Raw genomic sequence first — 20828 nt, forward strand, 5'->3', positions numbered from 1 at the left:
ATCACATGCGGTTTTTCGTCCGTGCGGTAGCTGGTGCTGTCCACGGGTCTTCAGGCCAGGGATGCTTGGGATAGCGCCCTCGCATGTCGGCGCGAACGCCCTGGTAAGGCCCTGCCCAGAAGCTCGCCAAGTCATCAGTTACGGCCAGTGGGCGGCCCGCTGGGGAAAGCAGGTGGAACTGCACACGCTGCCCGCAATAGACCGGGGACTCCGCCAGCCCAAAGCATTCCTGCAACTTGATGCTCACCGTGGGGCGATCCCCGGACCAGTCGATTTTCGCGTCGCGCCCCGAGGGCACGGGCAGGCGTTCAGGTGCCAGCTCATCCAGGCGCGTGGCTTCCGGCCAGGGGAGAAGGCGCTGGAGTGCTGGATACATGTCGACCTTGGTGGCAGGTTTGCCCGCCGCGACGTCGTGTAGCTCGGGGCCCAGCCACTCGGCGGGCTCTGCATTGTCGACGTCCGGCCAAGGGGCGCCGTAGTGCGCGTGCAGGTGCGCCAAGCGTTCGCGCAGGTTCTGCGCTTTCTCGCTGAAGGAGAACATGGCAAGACCGTGCTCGCGGATACCGGCAGCAAGAGCTTCCTCGGCCGCAGCACCCGTGACTTTGACCGGGGTGGAGCTGAGCTCGATTGCCCCGGCGCGCAGGACCTTGCGCCCGCGCACCTTGCCGCCTTCGAGCGTCGCCGTGATCTCCTCGGTAGTACCGATGGCATAGAGCGCAGCTTGCTCATCGATTCGAGCGGCAGCGCGGATGATGGCGGTGCCGGCATTGGACAAGGACACGTCCGCCACGGCCAGCCACGCAGCCCCGTTGTCCTCGAGCATGCGCGCACGAGTACCGCTGGCCAGGAGGTACTCTGCTTCCTTCGCGGTGGTGGTGCGGCGCGCGACGCGCTCCGGGAAGGCCGCGGCCACGACCGCGCCAGGATCGGCTGGACCTTTGTCGGGCACGAGGCGTGCTAGGCGCTCGACCTCGCGTTTGGGAGGAGTGATGCGCGTGATGTCCCCACGCGGGGAATCGCTGAGCGCGGCGACGGTATGCGCAGCGCCGGCGCCGTACTTGAGCAAGGCAGCGCCAAGGCGCGGGTCGGTGGGCAGAAGAGCGAGCTGCTTGGCGACGTCCCCGGTGGCACCGATCGAGCGCAGCGTTCGGTGGGCGTCGGCAAGCGCGCGGGCTGGTGGCTGATCAAGGAGCGGAAAGTCCTCACCCGCGCCCCAGCACTCCAGGAACAGTGCCGCCTGAGTGAGATCGGCGCTGAGGATCTCCGGAGTGATGTGCGGGGAGAAGTGCTGGTAATCGTCCTGTGAGTAGCAGCGAATCACGGTGCCAGGGGCCTCACGCCCGGCGCGACCGGCGCGCTGATCGGCGCTCGACTTCGAGGTAGAAACCGTGACCAAGCCAGACATGCCGCGCTGGGCATCGCGGCGCGGGGTACGCGAGAGCCCGGCATCGACCACGGTGCGCACGCCCGGGACCGTCAGCGAGGACTCCGCGATGGAGGTGGCCACCACGATGCGGTCGGCGTCGGTGTACAGGGCGGCGTCCTGCTCAGCCGTGGTCTGCTGTCCGTGCAGCGGATACGCGCCGGGCAGTTGCTCGCACACGAGGTTAACCTCGCGTACGCCGGGCACGAAGACCAGCACGGAACCGGAATGGCCCGTGGCTTGGCGGGCAACGTGGGCGTAGAAATCCCGCTCGCCGGCAGCGCGGCCCGCGGCCGGGGAGTAGCGGATGTCGAGCGGGTACGTCACTGCCTCAGTGACGTGAACCGGGGCGTCCATGAGTTCGGAGAAGCGCTGGGCGTCGACGGTGGCGGACATCGCGATGACGCGGAAGTCGTCGCGTAGCTGCGCCAGTTCCAGGCACATGCCAAGGACGAGGTCGGTGTCGCATTGACGCTCATGGACCTCGTCGATGGCTACGGCGGAAACACCGCTGAGCTCGGGGTCGCGCAGCAGTCGGCGCAGCAGCACGCCTGGGGTGACGAACTCGACGTCGCGGCCGTGGCGGGAATCGCCGCGCACGGCGTAACCAATTTGTTGGCCGGACAGGTGCTGCAGCCGGTTCGCGGCAGCGCGCACGGCCACGCGGCGAGGTGCGGTGACCAGGATCTTCCCGCTCGTTCCTTGTTCCGCAGCTTGGTTCGCGAGCGCCGGCGGCACAAGCGTGGTCTTACCGGTGCCCGGCGGCGCCTGGACCACGACGTTGCCGGAAGAAGGCAGCGTGCCGATGGTCTCGGCGACGGGCAGGCCAGCGCCGATGCGTGCGAGATCAAACATTTAGAGCAGCCCGAAGCCCTCTACTGGGCCTTCCAGGTCCTGGCGCTCCAGGTTCTCGCCGTCAAGCTTGCGCACCACGCGGCCCGGGGAGCCGAGTACGAGCGACTTATCCGGAATGTCACGGGTGACCAAGGTGTTTGCGCCGATGACGCAGTCCTCGCCAATGGTCACGCCGGGCATGACCGTGACGTTGGCGCCGAACCAGGTGTTGCGGCCCACGGTGATGGGCTTGGCGATCTCCCAGCCGCCCTCGCGCATCTCGTGATCGTTGACCGGATGGCCCACAGTGATAAGGGAGCAGTTTGGCCCAATCATCACGTGATCGGCGAGCGTGACCTTGGCCTGCGCCAAGATGGTGGCATTGAAGTTAATAAAAACGTGTTCGCCCACGATGAGGTTAGAACCGAATTCCACGTGCGCCGGACCGAACCAGCCGGGAACGTGTGATTCATCGGGCAGCAGCTCGCGCAGGATCTCTTCCGCCTTGTCTGGGTCGGTATTGCCCAAGTCGTTGAACTGCTTGATCAAACGGAACGTCCGCGCGTGCTGAGTGCGCACTTCCTCCGTCTGACCTGGCAGGTGCCACTGCCCACCAGACATCTTCTCCCAGGTGCCGTATTGCTCTAAGTTCTTGGGGCTGTTCATGGGGCCCAAGTCTAGTCACGAGAATGCATGCGACATGTAGCCTTGGGCTCATGCTTTTCGATGTCTCTCGGCCCGCCACCCGCATTGCCCCTGGGGTAGCGCACGTGCCTGGATGGGTGGACGTCGCTAAGCAACGTGCCCTCGTCGAGGAAACCCGTGAGGTGGCACGGCGCTACGCTGGCACTCCCATGGCGATGTATCAGCCACAACTGAAGTCCGGAAAGATGAGCGTGCACCAGCTGCATCTGGGCAGGTACTGGCATTACGAAACCTACCGTTACGTGGACAACATTGAGGGGACTCGGGTGCCGCCGATGCTCGTTTCCCTCCAGGAGATAGCGCGCCCAGCACTGCGCGCGGCGGCCGAGGTCTCCCCGGAGCTGGAACCGTGGGTGGAGACCTTCTATCCGGAGATGGCCTTGGTGAACTATTATCCGCCGGGCTCAGGGATGGGCATGCATGTCGATGACTTTGAGGAGTCCCTTGCGCCGGTCATCTCCTTATCCATCGGGGATGAGGCGCTGTTTCGCATAGGCAATACGGAAAATCGCAATAAGCCGTGGGATGACGTGACGCTCAGCTCCGGGGATTTAATTGTATTTGGCGGCCCGAAGCGACTGGCCTATCACGGAATTGTGCGGGTCAACGACGCAACGCTGCCGGAAGGATGTGGGTTGAAGGAGGGGCGAATCAACATCACCATCCGCCAAGTTGGCGCCCGTGCTACACTCTAATGTTGACTAATCAACAACTTTTGAGAAGGGGATTCTCCACATGGCAAAGATTGGCATCGTTCTTGGTTCCACCCGCGACGATCGCGCAGGCGAAGCAATCGCTAACTGGGTTGCTGACCTGGCAAAGGGCCGCAATACCGGCGTTGAGTACGAGGTAGTTGACCTCAAGGCTTTCAACGTTCCAATCCTGACCACCTCCGTGGTTCCGATGGCCGCGAACAAGAACTACGACGACGCTAACGTCCAGGCTTGGTCCGACGCCATCGACGCATGCGACGGCTTCATCTTCGTCACCCCGGAGTACAACCACTCCGTACCGGGCCCGTTTAAGAACGCTTTCGACTCCCTCGGCTCCGAGTGGGTTGGCAAGGCAATCGCGTTCGTGGGCTACGGCTTCTCCGGCGGCGTCCGTGCTGTTGAGGCATGGCGCCTGGCAGTGGCTAACTTCTCCATGGAGCAGCTGCGCACCCAGATTGAGGTCTCCCTCATCACCGACATGAACGATGGCGCATTCGCACCGGCTGACTTCAAGAACGGCCTCGTTGACAACCTCTTGGGCGAGATCGAGGATGCCGTCAAGGCTTAAGTTTCCTTGAGGCCTCCACTGTTTTGTGGCTAACCCTGCTGGGCGTGTGCAATTGGGTGGTTTAGCATCGGGGGATATGACGGAACAAAAGATTGCTGTTGTAACTGGTGCTTCTTCGGGAATTGGCGCGGCGTCGGCAAGAGCACTCGCTGCCGATGGCTGGCATGTAGTCATCGGCGCGCGCCGCGTGGAACGCCTCGAAGAGCTTGCTTCAGAAATCGGGGCTGAAGCTTATCCGCTGGACGTAACCAATGATGAGTCCGTCACGGAGTTTGTCTCCCACTTGGACCGCGTGGACCTGTTGGTCAACAACGCGGGCGGCGCCAAGGGCTTGGAGCCACTGGTAGAGACAAAGATCGAAGACTGGCAGTGGATGTATGACGTTAACGTGCTTGGCACGGTGCGCATGATTCAGGCGGTGATGCCCAAGCTGGAGGCCTCCGACTCCGGGCTCATCATCAACATGGGCTCCATTGCTGGCTGGGCACCATACGAGGGCGGCTCCGGCTATAACTCCGCCAAGCATGGCGTGCGCGTTATCTCCCGCGTGCTGCGCATTGAGAACCACAATGTCCGCGTCACCGAGCTTGATCCTGGCCGCGTGGCCACTGAGGAGTTCTCGCTCAATCGTTTCAGCGGCGACGCTGAGCGCGCCGCCGCGGTCTACGCCGGCGAGCTTAACCTCGTGGCCGAGGATATCGCGGAGGCCGTGCGCTGGGTGGCATCGCTGCCAGCGCACGTCAACATTGACACGATGACCATTAAGCCGCGCACGCAGAGTTAGTTACTGCAGACCAAACTGGTCCCACGCCGCCGGTGCCAGGTTCTGGTACACGTGCTTGTGCTCCTGATATTCGGCAAGGCCGGTTGGGCCAAGCTCGCGGCCGTTGCCGGACTGCTTGTATCCGCCCCACTCTGCCTGCGGAAGGTAGGGGTGGAAGTCGTTGATCCAGATGGTGCCGTGGCGCATTGCGCGGGCCATGCGCTCAGCCTTGCCGGCATCGCTAGTAAATACGGCGCCTGCCAGGCCGTACTCGGTGTCGTTCGCGGTAGCGATGGCTTCTTCCTCAGTGGTGAAGGTCTCCACCGTTACCACTGGGCCGAAGGCCTCGTCGTGGACGCAGTCCATCTCCTTGGTGGCGCCATCGATGATCGTGGGCAGGTAGTAGACGCCCTTGCCCAGGTCGGTCTCACCAGTGCCGTGCTGGCCAGTGGTGTCCTCGCTGGTAGCAGCGCGGCCGCCAGTCAGAATCTTGGCACCTTGCTCGCGTGCTTTATCCACGTAAGCAGCGACCTTCTCACGGTGCTCCTCAGAGATCAGCGGGCCGGTTTCTGCCTTGGAGTCGGTCGGGCCACCAATCTTGATGTTGTTGGTGCGCTTGACCAGGGCCTCGATGAACTTGTCGTGCAGGGACTCTTCCACGATGATGCGCGAGCCCGCAGAGCAGACCTGCCCCGAGTGGAAGAATGCGCCGTTGAGGGCGTTGTCCACGGCGACGTCGAAGTCGGCATCGGCGAAGATGACGTTCGGGTTCTTGCCGCCGAGCTCCAGTGCGGTGCGCTTGACGGTCTCCGCAGCGTTCTTGGCGATGATCTTGCCGGTGGCCAGGCCGCCGGTGAAGGAGACCATGTCTACCTCAGGGTGCTGGGACAGTGGGTTTCCGCAGTTAGCGCCAGCGCCGGTGATCAGGTTGCCTACGCCGTCGGGAAGCCCTGCCTGCTTCAGGCCAACCATCAGCAGCATTGCGGTGTGCGGGGTGAGCTCAGCCTGCTTGAGCACGAAGGAGTTGCCTGCCGCAAGAGCCGGGGCAACCTTCCAAGAGACCTGTAGGAGTGGGTAGTTCCACGGAGTGATGAGGCCACACACGCCGACTGGTTCCGCATCGATACGGGAACGCAGGTTCTGGTCGCCCGGATCCACCACGCGGCCGGCCTCGTGCGAGGCCAGGGTGCCGAAGTAATCGAAGGCGTTGGAAATATCGTCCATGTCGCCGAGGGACTCCTCGTAACGCTTGCCTGTATCGGCGGACTCAGCGGAAGCAAAAAGCTCCTTGTTCTCACGGATGAAGTCGGCGACCCTCATCAGCAGCTTGCCGCGCTCAATAGCTGGGGTATTACTCCACACACCCGACTCAAAGGCGGCGCGTGCGGCCTCAATGGCGCGGATGGTGTCTGCATCTGAAGCCTCGGAGGCCACACCGACCGTGCTGCCGTCGGCTGGGCAGATGATGGTGCGTGTGGCAGCGTCGGCGGCCGCCTCCCACTGGCCATTGATAAACAGAGACTTCGGGCCATCGCCCGTATGGACGCCTTTGAGGTACTCGGTAGTGGTTGGGTCGAACAAAGTGTTCTGAGTGCTCAAGAAAAGCAACCTTTCTAAAGATGAATTTGAGTTCTATAAATGAACGGGGTCCGCCAGCTTAGCTGTCTTCCTGCCATGTGGGCTCGGGTTCAGCACCATCGGAGACGTCAGAGTCGCCCGGCTGGGTCTGCTGCATGTACAGGAACGCTAGGTGGCGTTCATAGAGATCCAGCACGTTGTTGATGAGCTGGTTCTCCGAGTAGCCGTAGACGTCGTAGCCCAGGGAACCGGTGAGGTCGTAGACCTCAAGGCGGTAGTACTCGTCGTCATCGCCTGGGGTGAAGTCAGGGCTTTCAGCGGTGATTGGGAAGAGCTGGTAGCGGAACTTTCGTTCGTGCTCAAGGGTGACCTGCAAGTCCAGCTGCGGCAGCTCGACGTCGGGAAGCTCACTGGTGAGGAGGACTGCGTCGTACCCGCGTGCACGCATCTGCACGGCAACCTTCTCGAGGGCGAAGGTAGCGGTCTCACGCAGGTAGGAATCCATTTCCTGCTTGGTGGGGTAGGAGTTGACGCGGTCTAGACGGCTCTTCCAGCGGTCACCGTTTTCTGGTGCCAGTTCGGTGCGGCCCGAGATTGCGCCATGCAGCGCGGTCTGGCGAGCCTCACGCTGGACGCTTTCCAGGCGCAAGGACTTCCACAGGGAGAACATCACGAGGTAGATGACTACTGCGAAGGGCAGGCCCATGACCACGGTGGCGGATTGGACGGTGGCAATGCCGTCAATCTGCAGCAGGGCCAGTGTCAGAGCACCCACGGTGACGGACCAGAAGATGCGCATCCAGCGCGGGCCATCCTGGCGGCTATCCGTAATCTTCGAGGTGAAGTTCGACATCACCAGCGCACCGGAGTCAGCTGAGGTGATGTAGAGCAGAAGACCGATGAAGGTGGTCAGGAAGATTACGACTCCGGATGCTGGGAACTCCGCAAGCATGTCGTAGAAGCCCTGCTCAGGGGTATTAACGGCGGCTTCCGCAAAGTCGGGGTATTCGCCAGAACGCACCATGTCGAGCGCGGTGTTGCCGAAGAAAGACATCCACATGAGGATGAACAGGAACGGGAAAGTGAGCACGCCGAAGATGAACTGGCGCAGGGTGCGGCCGCGGGAGATGCGGGCCAGGAACAGGCCCACGAAGGTGGCCCAGGCAATCCACCATGCCCAGAAGAACAAGGTCCATGCCTGCATCCATTCGCCGGTGGAGGCTTGGTCGTCAGCAAAAGCGAAAGTCTCCATGGTCCACGAAGGGAACTTCGAGATGTAGTCGCCCACGTTGGTGGTAATCGCGTCGAAGAGGTACGCGGTCTTGCCGAAGACCACGATGTAAATCATGAGCGCGATGGCCAGGTAAACGTTGAGCTCCGAGAGGAAGCGAATGCCCTTGTCCACGCCGGAAACAGCAGACAGCGTGGCGATGACAACGGCGATAATGATGAGTGCTGACTGCAGGCCCAGACCTTGCTCGAATCCGAAGATGAGGTGGAAACCATAGGACAGCTGTACGACGCCGATGCCAAGCGACGCCGTGACACCAAAGACGGTGCCCAGCATCGCGGCGATATCGACGGCGTCACCAACCGGGCCGTGCACACGTTTGCCGATGAGCGGGTAGAGCGCTGAGCGAATAGCCAGCGGCATGTTGAGGCGATAGGCAAAGTAGCCAAAGGCCATGCCCATCAGGGCATATAGTGCCCAGCCGGTAATGCCGTAGTGGAACATCGCCCACACCACGGCCTCTTTGGCGGCCTCCATGGTCTCGCCTTCGCCGACGGGTGGGGCCACGTACATGGTCACCGGCTCAGCCACGGCGAAGAACATGAGGTCCACGCCGATACCTGCGGCGAAGAGCATCGATGCCCACGAGAAGGTGTTGAACTTCGGGCGCGAATGGTCAGGTCCCAAGCGGATATCGCCCACGTTGGAGAACGCAATATAGAGTACAAAGACCACGGCGATGGTGGCCGTCAGGACGTAGAACCAGCCCAAGTTGGTACCGATCCATGCGGTGACGTTGGCCAAGGTGTTTGCTGCGGACTCGCGGCCAAGCCCTGCGTAGAGAGCCATGGCGATGATGAGCGCACTGGAAATGATGAACACTGGCCAGTTGGGCTTTGGCACCGGAACTTCACTAGAGCCGACTTCCGGGCCGGTTTCTGCCTTGAAGCTGCCGACGAGTGCGCGGACCTGATAGTTCGACTTCTTCAGGGGGCGGCGAGGTCTCTTGGTTTCTGTTGTTTTTAACGGTGACGCGGCGGCCTCCGACCCACCTGTCTGGGGGGACCGGCGGGGCGTCGGGGACGCCTCCGGGTCGTGGGGGTCAAAGTTTGCCATTTACTACTCCTCGTTGCAGTCATTTATGGATGAAAATTCCGACATTAAGACGTGAATAAAATTCAGTCTCACTGGGGCGAAGAGGGGTGTGTGATGTGAATTACTCCCTCGTTTTCTATGCGGGATTTGATCGCATTGTTTCGCCCGTGACTTGAGGGCGGAACAACCCAAATATACCCCATACTGCGCAAACATTCACAAAGACGTGTACAGTGGTTTGGGTGGCCATTTTGGCCCGACGCATAACATTTCGTTCGTATGCATAAAATTCAAAAAGCTTTACTCCGTAGGAGAGTGTGACCGTATGAATTCGGTCACAAAGTGTCAAGCAAGATCGCTGAAAGACCAAGAAAGCCAGAAAGCACGGAAAAGGAGCGTTGCATGGGAAAGAAGAATCTCAAGAAGGTATCGAAGAAGGTCACCGATGAGGTCTCGGACGTTGTCGTCGTAGGCGGCGGTTCCGCAGGCTCTGTCATCGCCGCTCGCCTAAGTGAGGACCCCGGCACCCGTGTGCTGGTTCTCGAAGCAGGCCGAAACGATTCGTTGTGGGACCTATTCGTCCACATGCCTTCCGCATTCTCATTCCCCATTGGCGCAAAGAACTACGACTGGCAGTACGAGTCCGAGCCGGAGCCAGAGATGAATAACCGCCGCATCTACCACGCGCGCGGCAAGCTGCTCGGCGGTTCCTCTTCCGTCAACGGCATGATCTACCAGCGCGGCAACCCGATGGATTATGAGAAGTGGGCCAAGAACCCCGGCATGGAGAACTGGGACTTTGCCCACTGCCTGCCTTACTTCAACCGCATGGAGAACGCCGCCGCAGCCGAGGACAACGATCCGCGCCGCGGCCATGACGGCCCGCTGTACCTCTCCCGCGGCCCCGCCACCAGCCCGCTGTTCCAGGCTTTGTTTAAGTCCGTCCAGGAAGCCGGCTACAACCTGACCAACGACGTCAACGGTTACCGCCAGGAAGGCTTCGCGCCTTTCGACCGCAACATCAAGCACGGCAAGCGCTGGTCTGCAGCGCGCGCTTACCTGCACCCGAACCTGGACCGCGAGAACCTCGAGGTGCGTACCCGCGCGTTTACCACCAAGGTCCTCTTCGAAGGCCAGAAGGCCATCGGCGTGGAATACGAGTGGAAGGGCGGCGTCCACCGCGTATTCGCTGACAAGATCGTTCTTTCCGCTGGTGCCATCAACACCCCGCAGCTGCTGCAGGTCTCTGGTGTCGGTGACGAGGAGTTGCTGCGCAAGCACGGAATCGACGTCGTCAAGCACCTGCCAGGCGTCGGCGAGAACCTGCAGGATCACCTCGAGGTCTACATCCAGTATGAGACCACCAAGTCCACCGATTCCTCCCAGCCTTACCTGGACAAGTGGCGCTGGCCGTTCATGGGCCTGCAGTGGATTCTCACCAAGAAGGGCCCGGTTGCGACCTCCCACTTCGAGGGCGGCGGATTCGTTCGTTCCAATGAGAACGAGGAATACCCGAACCTGATGTTCCACTTCCTGCCGATGGCAGTGCGCTACGACGGCCAGAAGGCCGACGTCAAGCACGGTTTCCAGTGGCACGTTGGCCCGATGTTTTCCGATACCAAGGGCCACGTCCGCATCAAGAGCGCAGACATCCACGAAAAGCCGGAGATCCTCTTCAACTACCTGAAGACCGACCAGGATCGCCGCGAGTGGGTCGAGGCAGTGCGCGTTGCGCGTTCTCTGCTGGACACCGAAGCCATGGCTGAGGTGGGCGCCCGCGAGTTCAGCCCGGGCCCTGACGTGCAGACCGACGAGGAGATCCTCGAATGGGTACGCAACGACGGTGAGACCGCATTGCACCCGTCGTGCACCACCAAGATGGGCTCCAAGGATGACCCAATGGCGGTTGTGGACCCAGAAACCATGCAGGTCTGGGGCATTGAGGGCCTCTACATCGCCGATGCCGGCGTCTTCCCGTCCGTGACCAACGGCAACATCTACTCGCCGACAATGATGGTGGGCGAGAAGGCCGCCGATCTGATTGCTGGAAAGAAGCCTTTGGCACCGCTGAACGACGTAACGTGGTACAAGGCTGGCGAGGATATGCCGCTGTACGCTGAGGGCGAGGCAGTGCGCGATCACAAGCAGGCCATTAAGGGTGCCTACTAGAAGAGCCAAGAGAAGGGCCGGATGACTTTAGCCGCGTTGCCCCGCGGTCCACGCGTGCCGGAATCATGTGTGCGCTGGGCATCTGCACCGGCATCGTCGTCTGGCTCACCGCCTCCCTGGCAGGGCTATCTGCTCTTATCGCCGCTCGCCCTAGTCTGCTCGGCTTGCTGCAGCTGGTGGGCGGCGGCTTCCTTCTCTGGATGGCCTATGGCTCCATTCGCTCGGGCTTGACGCAACGGCGCGCTGTCCTTAACTCTGCCCGCAGTACTTCACAGGACTCGGCGGAAAATGCGGCAGAAAACGCCGCAGAAAGCGCGACACAAAGCGCGGGAAGCTTCGATGAGGAGCACATCAAGCAGGCGGTGAGCACTGGCAACGTCGAGGACATCACCGCTGGCCGCGCCTACAAGCTGGGCCTGCTCACCAACCTTTCCAACCCGAAGGCGCTCGTCTTCTTCGGTGCCGTCTTTGCCCAGTTCATTCGCCCTGACATGGGGCTTGAATGGACCGTGGTCATCGCCATCCTCCTGACTGTGGTCTCCGTGGCGTGGTTTTCTACCTTCGCGCTCATCGTCCGCGCGGCGGCGCGTTTCCTCACGAAGTATTCGGCTCATCTCGATATCGGCTCGGGCCTCATCTTCGGTGCCTTGGGCTGCGTGATGATTTATGAGGGAATACTCGCACTGGTTAGGTAAACCTAAAACGCGTACAGTGTCCGGCATGAGCAATTCCACCGCACGCGTTTCAACCGATCGCCCGGCACGCTACGGCAAGCAGCTGGCATCGCACTTCTCTGCCAAGATTGACGCCCACTGGGACCCAGAAACCGAAACCGGCCGCTGCGTCTTCGAGCGCGAAAACACCCGCGGCACCCTCGACCTTTCTGTTGAGCCCAACATCCTCCTCCTCAACGTCGAGGCAGACCCAGAAAGCATCGAGTCCGTCGAACACGTTGTGGCCCGCCACCTCGTGGCCTTTGGTAAGAAGGACGACTTGCAGGTCGAGTTCACCCGCGCCGACGGCACACCGGGCTTGCACTTCAGCGTCGCTGATCTTCCCCCGGAACGCAGGTAGTCTAGGGCTCATGATTTTCACCACCACCAACAACGTCGATGGTCACGAAATCACCGAGTACATTCGCGTCATTGCGGGTGAGACGGTGACCGGTATTAACTTCCTCAAGGACTTGGGTGCCTCCTTCCGCAGCTTCACTGGCGGCCGCTCCGCCGGCTATGAGGAAGAGGCAGTCAAGGCCCGCGAGGCAGCGCTTAACGAGCTGTGGAACCGCGGCCAGGAGCTGGGCGCCGACGCCGTCGTGGGCATCAGCTTTGACTACTCGCCTATGGGCCAGGCCAACGACATGCTTATGGTCACCGCCACCGGCACCGCAGTCAAGATTCGCCCGATCTCATAGTGCGCCACCCATTAAAGGCAGCCCTGTGCATTCTTGCCGGGGCTGCCATTGTATGTTTTGCCACCGGGTGCTCCACCACGGATGAGCCGGGCAGCGGCCCGCATAGTGTGCCGGCGCATATGGTCACGGCGTCGGAAAGCGCGCCCTTGCCTGTCAGCGGATCCACCGAAACTGGCCACTACCGCACCATCGAGCTGCCTACGGGGCGCTCCTTCATGGCGCACGTGCCGGACAACTACGACCCGGCCAACCCTGCGCCGGTGGTGATGGTCTTCCACGGCTACAAAAGCGATCCGTCCACCATCTTCCAGGACACTGAGCTCTACGAAGCCAACGCCATCACGTTGTTCCCGGCAGGCAAGGCACAGGCTTGGGCGCCCGCTCCTTATGCGCAGACGTCCTTGGACGAGGACCTTGCGTTTGTCGACGCCGCGCTCGCCTGGGCAAACCAGAACTACAACACCGACGGCCGCGTCTTTGCCGCGGGCTTTTCCAACGGCGGCGGTTTCGTGCGCGCCTTGGCCTGCAACCGCTCCCTCGACGGCGCCGCCACGGTCTCCGCGGCGAACTACGAGGGTGTGGACGACGATTGCCAGGGCGATCCCACTGCCTACCTGGCGGTACACGGCACCGCGGACGTGGTGATCAACTACCGCGGCGGCGAGGCGCACGGCGGCCACTACAAGGGCGCCGAGGATTCCAACGCCAAGGTAGCCGAACACAACCACTGCGATCCCTTCCCTGCGGAGGATAAGCAGGACGACGTCACCCGCTTTACGTGGGGTTCCTGCGCGATGCCCACCGTGAATTACAAAATTAAGGGCGGCACGCACACCTGGAACGGCGGCGTCACCGACCGCAGCGGACTCGTGCCGCACGACTGGGCAACCAACTCCATCCTGGACTTTTTCAAGGTCGAGTATCCCGGCAGGGTGCCTTCTCGGTAAGCTATGCCGCATGCTAGAAGTCTCAATCAAGGGCGATTCCATTAAGCTCGGCCAGTTCATCAAGCTGGCCTCCCTCGTGGCTACCGGCGGTGAAGCCAAAGAGCTCATCGCGCAAGGCGAGGTCCAGGTCAATGGGGAAGTGGTGACCCAGCGCGGCGCCACCCTGCACCCCGGCGACGAGGTGAGCATCGCTGGCACTTCTGCCCGCGTGGCCGCCGCAGATGACGATGATGATGACTACTTTGACGAAGCCACCGCAGACGACGACTTCGATCCCGAGAAGTGGAGGAACATGTAATGCCCGCTTTCGAAGCTGAAGTAGGCATGCCCTACTGGATTGACCTGACCACCTCCGAGCCACGCCAGTCCGTGAACTTCTACGAGCAGGTGCTGGGCTGGGAGATCGAGTCCGCGACCGAATACCGCATCGGCCGTATCCAGGGCCTGCCGATTGCTGGTTTCATTCCGCAGCCTGAGCAGGCCACCATGCCGGATACGTGGGTGACCTACTTCCTCAGCAAGGACATCGACGGCGACTGCGCCCGTGCCGAGCAGCTTGGCGGCCGCGTGTTGGTGCCGGCAACGCAGGTGCAGCTGGGCCACATGGCGCTGCTTGTCGACGTCGCCGGTGGCATGTTCGGCCTCATCCAACCGGCTGGCGCAGACCAATTCATCGCGGGCGGCGAGCCCGGAACCCCGGTGTGGCACGAGCTGACCGCCACTACGAGCTTCGCTGAGGTCCGCGACTTCTACGGCGATCTGTTCAACTGGGAAGTGCGCGGCAACGACTCCTACGCCACCGCGGAAGAAGACGGCGCTCCTTTCGCCGGCTTCTGGAACGCCGAAGGCCAGTTCCCGCCGCAGGTGCCAAGCTTCTGGCAGACCTACCTGGGCGTGCGCGACCTAGAGGCCGCTGCAGCCAAGGCCGTGGAGCTAGGCGGCGAGGTCATCCGCGAGCCGTGGGATTCTCCCTTTGGCCGCCTGTGCCTGTTGGCCGATTCCACCGGCGCCACCGTCACCTTGGCCGAGGTCGAGGACGCTCCCGAGGAGGAGCCGCGCGAGTCAGATGACGTTCTCAACCTCGACTTTTAGATGAAAGACGAGGTAGATGAAGTAGCGGAGGTCGTTCGGCGCATTCCGGCCGGCAACGTCTCTACCTACGGAGAAGTGGGCAAGGTAGTGGGCGTGGGTGCTCGCTACGTCGGCTGGGTCATGAAGAAGGCCGAGTCCGTGCCGTGGTGGCGCGTGGTGCGCGCCGACGGCACCTCGCACGCGCCTGAGCGCTCAATCCCACGCTGGGAAGCCGAAGGAATTACTCATAAAGACGGCCGCGTAAACATGCGCCGCCATGGTTTAGATGCCCGAGACTTGGAAGGGCTGATCGGTTGAGAGCTTGGTTCTTCCTCTTGCTGGCTGCGGTGCCAGCATGCATCACGCTGTAAGTGGTGTCCTCCCGCGCGAACTTGTTGCCGCGATAGACCAGGTAGATGTTCAGTGGGTAGAGCACCAGCCCCACCAGCACGTATTGAACCGGTATCAGCGTGGTGTTTTCCGGCAGGTAGTTCCAGCAAAAGTGCAGGCCAAAGGCTAGCAAAAGGAAGCCAAAGATAGAGCCCAGGCGCCACCACACTGTCTTGTTCGCGCTGAACAGCGCCCAGCCTATTCCCCAACCCGCCAGCGCGGTGAACAAGATGTGCAGCGCCGGACCCACGATGAGGCGCACGCCCCACATCTGAAACATTCCGGTCCAGTCAGAAAGCGGGTGCATCGTGCCGCCGACGACGCTGTACAACACGTTCTCGAGGGTCTCAAAGCCTAAGCCCACGGTGGCGCCCACGACCCAGCCGTGCCACGGCCGGTTGAGCTGCCGGAATGACAAAAGAATGAAGAAGACTCCGGCGGCCTTGGAAATCTCCTCCGGGTAGGCACCCGCCCACGACATCGTGGCGGCCTGCCACCCAAAGGATGACGCCAGCGTCATCAGCGGAGTAGAGGAGAGCAAAACCATGCCCACCGCGGTGCCGCCACCCCACAGGAGCGCCGCCCAGACCCATCCGCGCGCCGGGAACATGGGGCTTAGGCGAAGCAAAAAGAGGACGAGGGCCACGTAGGCGCCGCCGATGAGCACGCTGGGTACCACCAAAGCAGGAGCAATCAGCAGGTAGCTGATTAGGTTAACCATGATGCTCACTATGCCCAGAGACAGTAGTACCCACAGCGAGTTGCGGAAGAGTTTGCTCATGATGCCACTACTCCCGTCTCCGCTTTCACCGGCAGCTCGCGGTGTCCAAAGGCCTGCCAGATAAGTTCCGCGGCGTGGGTGAAATCGCCGCCGGTGAGCACCACGATGTAGTCAAAGTCAGTAAAGTCGCCCTCCCCGTTGCGGGAGAGGACGATTGCGTCGGCGGGGGCGTCGTAAAGCGCGAGTGCGTCGCCCTCCCTGTGGATCTTTGCTGTGGAAACTTCGCCGTAAGCATAGCCGCGGACGGCGCGACGCATCGCCACCTCCTCGTCGACACCGTCGAGGCCCTCAGTGCTGACCACCTGCACGAGCGTCGCACCGCAGTCCCAGGCCTGGTTCGCCATGGTCTCCGAATTAGGCGTGCAACGCAGACCCGGGACCTCAATGGTCCAGTTTTCATCCTCGCTGAAACCTGTTGCCGCAGAATCAAGCACCACCTCCTCGGTCTTCGGCTCGGGCGGGGTCACCGTTGCTGCGATAAGCGTGGGGATGACGAGCATTATCAGCACGAAGCTAACGACCGCGAGAAAATATCCGCGGAGTCGTGCTGGTGGGAACCGATAAGTTGGCATAGTCCACACCTTAACCGGATTGATTCGCCTAGAGTGGCTGGCATGAAAGATCTCTACCAATTTGTCAATGGACCTTGGCTGAACTCCCACGTCATCCCCGACGACCGCGGCGTTGACGGCACCTTCCACAACCTGCGTGACGAGGCGGAAGAACTCGTCCACGAGATTGTTAAAAATGACACGGGGCGCCCAGGCGCACTCTACGCATCGCATCTTGATACCGAGGGCGTAAATGGTGCAGGCATGGCGCCTATCGACGCCGACCTCGACCGCCTCACCGCAGCCGACCCGCGAGAGCTGGCACAGCACCTGGGTGAGCTGGAGCGCGAAGGTGTCGGTGCGCCCGTGACCTTCTGGGTGGCAAAGGACTCCGGTTCCGAGGAAGCGGTGGCCTACATTATCCAGTCTGGCCTGGGCCTGCCCGACGAGGCTTATTACCGCGAGGAGGCACACGCAGAGACGCTGGCTGCCTACGAGCAGCACGTGGCGCAGATGTTGGGTTTCCTCGACCCGGCCCGCCTCTTTGGTCTAGGCGCGGAGGTGGCTGCAAAGCGCATCGTGGCGCTAGAGACCGAGCTGGCCGCGGGCCATTGGGACGTCGTGTCCACCCGCGATGCCGTGAAGACCTACAACCCAATGGAACTTAGCGAGCTGCCTGCGCTCGTGCGCGCCATCCTCACAGGCAGCGGCCTGTCCGAGAGCCGCGTGGTCAACATGATGCCTTCCTACCTTGAGCACTTCGAGGAGCTCTTCACCGCAGACCGCATGGCGGACTGGCAGCTGTGGGGCACCTGGCACATCCTGCTGTCCCGCGCGCCTTACCTGCCGGAAGAAGTGGGCAAGAAGAGCTTCGAGTTCTACGGCACTCGCCTTTCAGGTGCTACCACTCAGCGTGACCGCTGGAAGCGCGCCGTGGGCCTGGCGGAGTCCCTGGTGGGCCAGGAGATTGGCAAGGTCTTTGTGGACCAGCACTTCCCGCCAGCCTCCAAGGCGGAGATGGACACCTTGGTGGACTACCTCACGGCCGCTTACCGCGAGCGCATCTCGCAGCTGGAGTGGATGACTCCCGCTACCCGCGAGCGTGCCTTGGAGAAGCTCTCCCAGTTCAAGGCCAAGATTGGTTACCCAGACAAGTGGCGTGACTACTCCGATCTGAGCTTCAGCTCTGAGGGCAAGGACCTCGTGGCCAACGTCCGCGCGGGCAACGCGTGGGCGCACGACTTCGAGCTGCGCAAGATTGGCAAGCCAGCGGACCGCGACGAGTGGTTCTCCACCCCGCAGACGGTCAACGCTTTCTACAACCCGGTGGTCAACGACATCACCTTCCCGGCCGCCATCCTGCGCCCGCCTTTCTTTGTCCCTTCCGCTGAGGGCGGCGACGTATCCGAGAACTTCGGCGCAATCGGCGCAGTCATCGGCCACGAGATTGGCCACGGCTTCGATGACCAGGGCTCGCAGTACGACGGCCAGGGCAACCTCAACTCCTGGTGGACCGACGAGGACCGCGCCGCATTTGAGCAGCTCACCGCAAAGCTGGTGGGTCAGTTCGACGGCCGTATCCCGTCCGTGTTGGAAGGCGTTGAGGGCGTGGCAGGCGTCAACGGCAACTTCACTCTGGGTGAGAACATCGGTGACCTGGGTGGACTGGGCATCGCCGTGGTGGCTTACAAGAATTACTGCGCGGACCACGGCCTCGACATCAATGGTCAGGTTGCGTCCTTCGAGGTGGAGGACGCGGAGCCTGCGCTTTACGACGCCGAGTACTCCGGGCTCCAGCGCCTCTTCCTGGCCTGGGCCCGCGTGTGGCGCACGGCCATCCGCCCGGAGATGGCCACGCAGTATTTGGCCATCGACCCACACTCCCCAGCAGAGTTCCGCTGCAACCTCATTGCAGCGAACATTGCGGAGTTCTACGAGGCTTTTGACGTAGACACGGATTCGCCGTTTTACCTGGTCCCGGAAGACCGCGTCACAATCTGGTGATGCGTGCCCATTCTTGGATGACTACCTTCGTCATGGCCGCCATGGTAGCGGTAACCTCGGTCTCATGACTGACAAGCAGGAGAACCCGGAAACCCAAGCCGACCAAGCAGGTCAATCGGACCAAGTTTGGGAGATTGGCGGCCAAGACCGTCAGCTGAGCGAGGAAGAGCAGCTCGACCAGCTCTATTCCTACCTGCAGGTCCACTACCCGTTGCCGGACTTCCGCCCGCCGTGGGCTGGTGGCGGTTCGCCGGATGCGGATCGCTACTGCGCACTGCTGCCGGATCGCATCACGCAGGCTTCCATGATGGTCTTGGGCACCGCAGTGGACCACTCGCTGCCTGGCACCAAGTTCACCGACGGCATCACTCAGCGTGACACTGAGGTCGGCGCCATCTTCGAGCCCACTGCGCCGAATGGCAAGTGGGCAGTCTCCCTCCACTCCGGCGGCTGGTGGCGCGGTGACGGCAACGCGCTGGAGATGCAGTGGCGCCCCGAAGTCGCCGCCGCAGCGCAGTTGTCGGGCACCACCATCATCGACGTGGACTACCCGCTCGCGCCTGAACACACCGTGGCTGACATGGTGGAATCCGTCAACAAGGCCATCGCTTATGCCCGCGAACAAGGTGCGGCTTCCGTGACCGTGTGGGGCTACTCCTCGGGCGGCTCCTTGGCTGCACTCGCGCCCGCCGATGCACTGCTGCTCACGTTCCCCGACTTCGCTGCGCTTTCCAATCTCCCCGATGAGATCCGCGCCGGCTACGAGCTGCCCACCGAGTATCCGCGCACACTCGTCCAGACTGCGGTGCAAGACGAAATCGCCGAGCGAGTCACCATCCCTGGCGCTGAGACCGCCGACTACGTCTCGACCCACCGCATCTCCACCCCAGCAGTGGCCCGCCAGCGAATCATGGACACCGCGGACTTCCTGCGCTCCGTCTAAGCTGCCTGGTTTTAGCGTTTAGCGGTTTGGTCCCATTGGTTGGATCCCCTTGGGGGTAAAGCTACCCAATGGGGCATCCCGCATGGCTTCGTTACTCGTAAAGGGACCATTAGAGGGGGACCCAACCAGGGAAACCAAACTGAATTGAGGTCAGCCTGACCACTGCCGGCAAAAGTTCCCGCGATTCGAAAGGATCACAAGAAAAACTTTATCGGGAACTATTGCTAATAATGTCGCGACTATTCACCCATGAGTATTTCCAATCATGGCGCAATGTCGCGCTTACACAAGACAGCCGGTGTCCTCATAGCGCCGTTCCTCATCGTTGCGGCGCTGAGCGGGTTCTTCTACGCCTTGGCCCCCAGCATCGAGTCGGTGGTGTACAAGAAGGAGATCGTGGCGTCAGGAAGCGCTGAAGCACACAGCCTCGACGAGCAGATCGCAGCAGCCCAGAAGGTGCATCCAGACCTACAAGTCAGCAAGGTCCAAGCTTTTGAAGAGGGTAAAACCACCCGCGTGCTCTTCGCGGATGACGCACTGAAATCATCCAGCTACGCCCACGCAGTGTTCGTGGACCCCGCCACGCTCGAAATCAAGGGGGACCTCGTGCAGTATGGCTCCTCCCGCGCGTTGCCGTTGCGCAGCTGGCTCTCCGAGGGGCACCGCCGCCTCTGGCTTGGCGACGCCGGCCGCATCTACTCCGAGCTCGCCGCCTCATGGCTGGGCGCACTGGCGATCATGGGCATCTACCTGTGGTTCAAGCGGCGTCGGAAAGCGGGCAAGATGCTCACCCTGCACTCCAAGATCGGCGCGTGGCTGCTGCCCGGCTTCGTGTTCCTCACCATCACTGGCCTAACCTGGTCCTTGGTTGCTGGTGAAAACATCTCTACCCTGCGCGAGAAGATGGACTGGATGCAGCCCAAGCCCGCAGCAACCGCCGCCGCGGACCCGCATGCCGAGCATCATCACCATATGGACATGACGGGGGACATGAACGTGATGGGCGCCGCAGATGCGTTGGCGGCCGCGCGTTCGGCAGGGTTGACCGGCATCCTCGACATGACGCCGCCTTCCGCGGAGAAGCCAGCGTGGACCATCACTGAGGCACGCCAAGATTACAAGCTGAGCTACGATGCCATCGCTGTCGACCCGCACACTGGTGAAGTGGTGGACCGCGTGGACTTTAAGGACTGGCCGCTCATGGCCAAGGTGGTCCCATGGCTCATCCAGCTGCACATGGGCACCTTGTTCGGAATCTACAATCAGGTTGCGCTCGCGCTTCTCGCGCTAGGCCTGTTGGCGGTCAGTGTCATGGGCCTGTGGATGTGGTTTAGTCGCCCGAAGCGCGCGCTCCAGCACCTGAAGCTCTCTCCAGCGTTGGTCGTGGGCGCGGTGCTGTATTCCATCATCGCTCCGCTCTTTGGCGCATCCCTGGTGCTGTTCTTCCTCGTGGATTGGGCAGTGCAGCGCGCTAAGAAGGCGAAACAGACCGAGCCACGCGAAACCCAAGAAGGGGAAAGCATCAAGCAACCTGTCTAGAACGATTGCCATAAGGAAAGGAGAGGGAGGACCACCTGGTCCTCCCTCTCTCGTACTCGCTGGGCGCTAATACCCGCTGGGTACTATTACGCGCTGGGTGCTATTTCTC

The 20828-nt window shown here is 61.8% G+C and carries 19 protein-coding genes and 1 pseudogene; 14 read left to right on the top strand and 6 right to left on the bottom strand.

The window, feature by feature from the left end:
• Nucleotide 1 precedes the first annotated feature (1 nt).
• Nucleotides 2-2278, bottom strand: a complete 2277-nt coding sequence (locus HMPREF3148_RS04590) for an ATP-dependent RNA helicase (protein ID WP_049151491.1) — start codon at nucleotides 2276-2278, stop codon at nucleotides 2-4.
• Nucleotides 2279-2923 carry a sugar O-acetyltransferase gene (locus HMPREF3148_RS04595; protein WP_005530506.1) on the bottom strand — a complete coding sequence of 215 codons (645 nt, stop codon included), beginning with the start codon at nucleotides 2921-2923 and terminating at the stop codon, nucleotides 2279-2281.
• Nucleotides 2924-2973: 50 nt separating this feature from the next.
• On the opposite strand from HMPREF3148_RS04595, the gene HMPREF3148_RS04600 reads away from it, so the two are divergent.
• From HMPREF3148_RS04600 to HMPREF3148_RS04610, 3 genes are all read left to right on the top strand, one after another.
• Nucleotides 2974-3657, top strand: a complete 684-nt coding sequence (locus HMPREF3148_RS04600) for an alpha-ketoglutarate-dependent dioxygenase AlkB family protein (protein ID WP_049151494.1) — start codon at nucleotides 2974-2976, stop codon at nucleotides 3655-3657.
• A 40-nt stretch (nucleotides 3658-3697) separates the two neighbouring features.
• A complete protein-coding gene (locus tag HMPREF3148_RS04605) occupies nucleotides 3698-4243 on the top strand; it encodes an NADPH-dependent FMN reductase (protein WP_005530502.1) in 546 nt (181 codons plus the stop codon).
• Between the two features lie 76 nt (nucleotides 4244-4319).
• Complete coding sequence (locus HMPREF3148_RS04610) at nucleotides 4320-5027, top strand: SDR family oxidoreductase (RefSeq protein WP_049062326.1); 708 nt, start codon at nucleotides 4320-4322, stop codon at nucleotides 5025-5027.
• Here the strand turns inward: HMPREF3148_RS04610 and HMPREF3148_RS04615 are convergent, their stop codons facing one another.
• Together HMPREF3148_RS04615 and betT are read right to left on the bottom strand one after the other, a co-directional pair.
• Complete coding sequence (locus HMPREF3148_RS04615) at nucleotides 5028-6605, bottom strand: aldehyde dehydrogenase family protein (RefSeq protein WP_049062327.1); 1578 nt, start codon at nucleotides 6603-6605, stop codon at nucleotides 5028-5030.
• Nucleotides 6606-6663: 58 nt separating this feature from the next.
• Nucleotides 6664-8931, bottom strand: coding sequence for a choline BCCT transporter BetT (betT, locus tag HMPREF3148_RS04620; RefSeq protein ID WP_049062328.1), 2268 nt, complete (start codon nucleotides 8929-8931; stop codon nucleotides 6664-6666).
• A 381-nt stretch (nucleotides 8932-9312) separates the two neighbouring features.
• On the opposite strand from betT, the gene betA reads away from it, so the two are divergent.
• From betA to HMPREF3148_RS13140, 8 genes and pseudogenes are all read left to right on the top strand, one after another.
• The gene (gene betA / locus HMPREF3148_RS04625) at nucleotides 9313-11079 is read left to right on the top strand and encodes a choline dehydrogenase (RefSeq protein ID WP_005530497.1); all 1767 of its coding nucleotides are present in this window, start codon (nucleotides 9313-9315) and stop codon (nucleotides 11077-11079) included.
• A 53-nt stretch (nucleotides 11080-11132) separates the two neighbouring features.
• A pseudogene (locus HMPREF3148_RS04630) lies at nucleotides 11133-11774 on the top strand (LysE family translocator); the annotation flags it as partial.
• A gap of 25 nt (nucleotides 11775-11799) precedes the next feature.
• On the top strand, nucleotides 11800-12153 hold the full coding sequence (locus tag HMPREF3148_RS04635) for a DUF2218 domain-containing protein (protein WP_049062330.1): 354 nt from the start codon (nucleotides 11800-11802) through the stop codon (nucleotides 12151-12153).
• A 10-nt stretch (nucleotides 12154-12163) separates the two neighbouring features.
• Complete coding sequence (locus HMPREF3148_RS04640) at nucleotides 12164-12493, top strand: YbjQ family protein (protein ID WP_005530494.1); 330 nt, start codon at nucleotides 12164-12166, stop codon at nucleotides 12491-12493.
• A gap of 146 nt (nucleotides 12494-12639) precedes the next feature.
• On the top strand, nucleotides 12640-13440 hold the full coding sequence (locus tag HMPREF3148_RS04645; protein WP_129720867.1) for a CE1 family esterase: 801 nt from the start codon (nucleotides 12640-12642) through the stop codon (nucleotides 13438-13440).
• A gap of 10 nt (nucleotides 13441-13450) precedes the next feature.
• Nucleotides 13451-13738 carry an RNA-binding S4 domain-containing protein gene (locus HMPREF3148_RS04650; protein ID WP_005530492.1) on the top strand — a complete coding sequence of 96 codons (288 nt, stop codon included), beginning with the start codon at nucleotides 13451-13453 and terminating at the stop codon, nucleotides 13736-13738.
• The gene (locus HMPREF3148_RS04655) at nucleotides 13738-14532 is read left to right on the top strand and encodes a VOC family protein (protein ID WP_046645766.1); all 795 of its coding nucleotides are present in this window, start codon (nucleotides 13738-13740) and stop codon (nucleotides 14530-14532) included. Before HMPREF3148_RS04650 ends, HMPREF3148_RS04655 begins: the two co-directional genes overlap by 1 nt.
• Nucleotides 14533-14829, top strand: a complete 297-nt coding sequence (locus tag HMPREF3148_RS13140) for an MGMT family protein (RefSeq protein WP_049151551.1) — start codon at nucleotides 14533-14535, stop codon at nucleotides 14827-14829. It abuts the gene before it with no gap.
• On the opposite strand, the gene HMPREF3148_RS04660 is transcribed toward HMPREF3148_RS13140, so the two are convergent.
• A complete protein-coding gene (locus HMPREF3148_RS04660) occupies nucleotides 14753-15682 on the bottom strand; it encodes a PrsW family intramembrane metalloprotease (protein WP_049062332.1) in 930 nt (309 codons plus the stop codon). The genes HMPREF3148_RS13140 and HMPREF3148_RS04660 overlap by 77 nt on opposite strands.
• Nucleotides 15679-16254, bottom strand: a complete 576-nt coding sequence (locus tag HMPREF3148_RS04665) for a hypothetical protein (RefSeq protein WP_100622267.1) — start codon at nucleotides 16252-16254, stop codon at nucleotides 15679-15681. Before HMPREF3148_RS04665 ends, HMPREF3148_RS04660 begins: the two co-directional genes overlap by 4 nt.
• A gap of 42 nt (nucleotides 16255-16296) precedes the next feature.
• On the opposite strand from HMPREF3148_RS04665, the gene HMPREF3148_RS04670 reads away from it, so the two are divergent.
• The 3 genes from HMPREF3148_RS04670 to HMPREF3148_RS04680 all read left to right on the top strand — a co-directional run bounded on the left by HMPREF3148_RS04670 (nucleotide 16297) and on the right by HMPREF3148_RS04680 (nucleotide 20719).
• The gene (locus HMPREF3148_RS04670) at nucleotides 16297-18237 is read left to right on the top strand and encodes a M13 family metallopeptidase (protein ID WP_049151553.1); all 1941 of its coding nucleotides are present in this window, start codon (nucleotides 16297-16299) and stop codon (nucleotides 18235-18237) included.
• 64 nt (nucleotides 18238-18301) lie between these two features.
• A complete protein-coding gene (locus tag HMPREF3148_RS04675) occupies nucleotides 18302-19180 on the top strand; it encodes an alpha/beta hydrolase (protein ID WP_049151554.1) in 879 nt (292 codons plus the stop codon).
• A gap of 249 nt (nucleotides 19181-19429) precedes the next feature.
• Nucleotides 19430-20719: a PepSY-associated TM helix domain-containing protein gene (locus tag HMPREF3148_RS04680; protein WP_049062336.1), complete on the top strand. Its 1290-nt coding sequence runs from the start codon at nucleotides 19430-19432 to the stop codon at nucleotides 20717-20719.
• Nucleotides 20720-20828 lie beyond the last annotated feature (109 nt).

Source organism: Corynebacterium sp. HMSC05D08 (genome assembly GCF_001807215.1).
Classification (GTDB): Bacteria; Actinomycetota; Actinomycetes; order Mycobacteriales; family Mycobacteriaceae; genus Corynebacterium; species Corynebacterium striatum.